The organism is bacterium, assembly GCA_018812485.1.
GTDB lineage: Bacteria > JAHJDO01 > JAHJDO01 > JAHJDO01 > JAHJDO01 > JAHJDO01.
The window spans coordinates 1-4254 of the sequence record JAHJDO010000064.1; the positions used below are offsets into that span (position 1 = coordinate 1).

At 33.6% G+C, this 4254-nt stretch carries 7 protein-coding genes; all 7 read left to right on the forward strand.

From position 1 onward, the window contains the following. Window positions 1-396, forward strand: a 396-nt coding sequence (locus KKC91_05055) for a hypothetical protein (GenBank protein ID MBU0477915.1), incomplete at its 5' end; no start/stop codon positions are given. A gap of 190 nt (window positions 397-586) precedes the next feature. Further along, entirely contained in the window at window positions 587-742 is a 156-nt protein-coding gene (locus KKC91_05060; GenBank protein ID MBU0477916.1) for a hypothetical protein, read from the forward strand. Between the two features lie 72 nt (window positions 743-814). Then, on the forward strand, window positions 815-1663 hold the full coding sequence (locus tag KKC91_05065; GenBank protein MBU0477917.1) for a hypothetical protein: 849 nt from the start codon (window positions 815-817) through the stop codon (window positions 1661-1663). 98 nt (window positions 1664-1761) lie between these two features. Then, the gene (locus KKC91_05070; protein ID MBU0477918.1) at window positions 1762-1950 is read left to right on the forward strand and encodes a hypothetical protein; all 189 of its coding nucleotides are present in this window, start codon (window positions 1762-1764) and stop codon (window positions 1948-1950) included. Next, window positions 1943-2116, forward strand: a complete 174-nt coding sequence (locus KKC91_05075) for a hypothetical protein (protein MBU0477919.1) — start codon at window positions 1943-1945, stop codon at window positions 2114-2116. The genes KKC91_05070 and KKC91_05075 overlap by 8 nt, the downstream gene beginning before the upstream one ends. 47 nt (window positions 2117-2163) lie before the next feature. Then, window positions 2164-2403, forward strand: a complete 240-nt coding sequence (locus KKC91_05080; GenBank protein MBU0477920.1) for a hypothetical protein — start codon at window positions 2164-2166, stop codon at window positions 2401-2403. A gap of 192 nt (window positions 2404-2595) precedes the next feature. Then, a complete protein-coding gene (locus KKC91_05085; protein MBU0477921.1) occupies window positions 2596-3840 on the forward strand; it encodes a site-specific integrase in 1245 nt (414 codons plus the stop codon). Window positions 3841-4254: the final 414 nt, after the last annotated feature.

Sequence of the window (4254 nt, forward strand, 5' to 3'; positions counted from 1 at the left end):
GATACAGACTTCCAGTCTGGTTATTACATGATAAGGCATAAGTACAAGATATCTGTTGAATTGTGGAAATGCCAGGAGAGAAATTCATGGTTTGTCATCTCAGTGATAATGCCCAACAAGCAGGACTGGGTTGAAGTAATTCGTTTGAGGGAAAGAATGGGAGAGATAGCTCTCAAGAATAACCTGAACGTGCTTATTGGAGGTTCAAGATATGATTACAGATGGTTTGATGTACGAATAAAGCTGGAAAGGAAAAGAGAAAAAGAAGCTTTGAATGTCTTGGAAAAGGTAAAACAAGTCTCGTTTAAAATGGCAGAAGCTTCTTATGAGATGGCAAGAAAACTCAGAGAGTGGAAACTGGAAGAGATAAGACGAGAAACAGTAGAAGACAATTAGAGAAAACAAAAGTCCCGGGCATGACTCAAAACCGCCCTTTTTTTCATCTTTAAAGATAAGTTTATAAATATGCATCAATATAGTATGATATAAACAGTAATTAAGAAACAAGAAACCACTTGACAAAATAATAAACTAGATGTATGTTATTCAACAAATGAACACAATCGGCGGTCTAGAAGGCAAAATTTTGAAGAAATATCTAAAAGGTCGCGTAGTTGAACAGGAAGATAGATCCTACCTTGATAGAATGGCTAATACAGGTCTAATTAGATACGGTTTTTCTATCAAAGAGAAAAAGACAACTGCAAAAACCACAGATCTTGGATATGCATCTATTTTTTAATTGATATTGCAAAGTCTCTTCTATTTTTAGAAATTTGTAGATAGAAGGGATTTTTTATTTTGTGGAGTGATTATGGCTAACGATCCAATATGTTGTTACGGATGGATACCTAACCTTTCAGGGGATATATTTCTTATTAAAATTTCAGAATTATTGAATAGAGTTGGTTATCTTTCTGATTCTTCCGGAAAATACTATAAAAATAAGAAGATATCTGATATTAAAGAAGAAGAATGTAAAATCATATTGAGTTTTCCCTCACAATTTGAAAATAAAAACGAACAGAACGAATTAGCCTTTTTAATTCAAGAGCTTAACATGAAAGCAATTTGTCAGATTAAAAAAAATGGACTGATATTAATAAAAACAAATTTTATAGAACCTGTACAAATTAGCGAAGACGATATACTTGATGCTATCTCTACAATTTATCAAGAGGTAAAGGATATTTTTCATGAGCATACCCATCATCATAAGGAAATGGACAAACTTCTAACGTTAGTTGAAACTGATAATGAGAACATAGCGATTAAAGAAATTATAACTCAGTACCAGCAAAAAATATTTAATTACCATCATTTTTTAAAAGACTCCTTAACAGAGTCAAATTTATTCAGATATACATTACAGATCGTTAAAGGATTTTTTAAAAAAGAAAAACCTCTTACTCCTTCTGCTATAGAATACGTTGCTCAAGCTGAAGGAGAAATGATTTATGCTTTGATGTTTATTAATTTATTTCTTAAAGGGACTGATCCGAACTATGAAAAATATGATTTCATATTCCAAAATACATATAATTCTATTTGTGGAATAAGAGCGAAGATAACGCACTTGTTACAGCATTATTCTAACAAGATCATGATTTACTTAACTATAATCTTGATAATTCTCACATTAGCTATTATTTTTTTAGATTGATTTATTTTCTCTTACCCCCTCTCAAATTAACACTCTTTGCTTACAAAACTTAAATACCCGTTACTCCTTGAAAATTACAATGGGAGGTAAAAACAAAAATGGAAAACCAAGAGTCAAGCCAGAAAAGAATTGAGCCAAAAATCAGCGTGAGCAAAGATGGCAAGTGGCTCATAATAAGAGTTCCACAGTTAGAGCAGCCGATAATAAAACCTGTTGCCTATTTTGAGAAGATTTTGGAACAGGCGAGAAAAATGCCGCCTCAAACTGGGAAAAGCATATATGACTAAAATGGCGGAAAATCTGGAAACAAAGGCAAGGAAAGCGGTTCTGCAGATACATAAGAAAGTAAGCAGGATTTACGACATTCTGAAAGACGTTGGCATGAAGCTTACTCACGTAATTGAACGCAAGTTTGATTACTACACCATGCCAAAAGGGATTGATTATGAATAATATACTTTGCTTACAATGTTTAATAGTGTTTTTAGCTATAAAATTTTATGGCACAATGCAAATATTGCGGAGAGAAAGATGAAAGCAAGCTCACAATGAGCACAAGAGTTGTAAACGGTAAGGTGGAAACAATAGATGTCTGCCTTGCCTGTTTCTGGATAGAAAAATCCAGAGCCGAGGGAAAAGATGGAAACAAATTATCAGAGCAAGCAAGTGAAAGAGCAGATGAATCAATTAGAGACACTGATCCCTTCGTCTTACCGGAGAGACTTAGATATAAAAGATAAGGAAAATATTTCTAAGGATATTTATGAATGTATTGGCTTCTTTGAGAAACTTATTTATGAAGCTGGGAAAGAACTTAAATATGAAAAGAAATAAAAACCTATTTATGCCCCGTTCTATAGCTCTGTGTCCGGTGGGGGCATAGAGTAACCGAAAGGGGCATATTTATAAAGTTTCTTTATGTCTATCTAAGTATGGAAAGAATAAAAGAAGAAATAATTGACCCATATAAGCATAAACAAACTTATGATAACTGGAAGAAGACTAAACCCCTCAAAGGGTTAAATGAAATTAATCGTGATGTTATTCTAAATTTTCTTAATGATATGGCTTTAGGGCTAAATATTGCCAAGGTGAGCAAAAAAGGAGCAAGGGGTCCAACAAGACTCAATACATTAAGAGCAAGATTGTGTTTTATCATTTCCAAGCTCCAAGAAAGAAAAGTAAAAGATATTCGAAAAGTAACTGATAAAGATTTACATTCTTTATTTGAAGATATGAGGAACGGTACTCTAAAAACAAGGACAGGAACAGCATATAAATCAGCAGGGGATTATGTGAAAGTTTTTAAAACATTTTGGCACTGGTATGAAAAAATTATGAAGAAAAAAGGCAAAATAGTAGAAGATGTTACAGAGGATCTGGATACAAGAGGAGAAAAACCAAAATTTGTTTACTTTACAGAAGAGGATTTCGAAAAAATCGTGGATAAAGCAAAATATGACTTAAAGATAATCCTGGCTTTAGCATTTGATTCGGGAGTTAGAGTTACAGAATTAGTAAATATTAAAGTTTCAGACTTTTTAAATAATTTTAAGGAATTAAACATAAGAGATGAGACTTCAAAGACTTTTGGGAGGAAAATTAAGATTATGCTTTGTGCAGATCAAGTTAAAGAGTATGTTAAAAAATTAGATTTAAAACCAAATGATTTTTTTTGCAAGATACACCCTTCCATGATAAATGCCGAATTAAATAAAATTGGGAAAGAGGTCTTGATGCCTGAACAAATTAAGTTTAAGAATTTAAGCTTATACGACTTTAGACATAGTTCTGCTTGTTTTTGGCTGCCAAGATATAAATCAGAGTCAGCATTAAAATACAGATTTGGCTGGAAGAAATCTGACATGATTCACTATTACACTGAGTTTCTTGGTATGAAAGATACCATAAACCAGGAAGACATGTATGTCGATATGACAAAAACTGAATTAGAAAAAGATATGAGCAAACTGAAAAAAGAAAACAAGATTCAAAGAGAAACCACAATAAAACTTGAGTCTGAACAGATTAAACTGTACGAACAAATTAAAAAACTAGTAAATATGACAAAAATCTCACGCGAGGCTACCGGCAAAAATAAAGATGTAAAGGTAGAATTAAAAGAAGCTGCAAAGAGAATGATACTTAAAGGTGAGCTTGATTACCCCCCACATTAACGGTAATCTCTGATTTGTTTCTGTTTCTTATGTTCATTCCCCCCTCTCTCACTCTATCATCATAATCAAATCCTATATTCTCTCATCTAAAAATTCTCTCTCTTAAAAACTACTTCCTTCATAAATCTAATCTCTTACTTAAAATCCTTGCCTTGCCTAAACATCTTGCGCACCTGCCTAAACGCCTTAGCCTTGCCTAAATATCTCGCTCCTGCCCTAAAATGCCCCTGCACTACCTAAACGTCCTTACACTTACTAAACGTCCTTGCTCCTGCCTAAATGCCCCTGCACTACCTAAACGTCCTTACACTTACTAAACGTCCTTGCTCCTGCCTAAATGCCTCTGCACTACCTAAACGTCCTTGAACTTACTAAACGTCCTCGCTCCTGCCTAAATGCCTCTGCACTACCTAA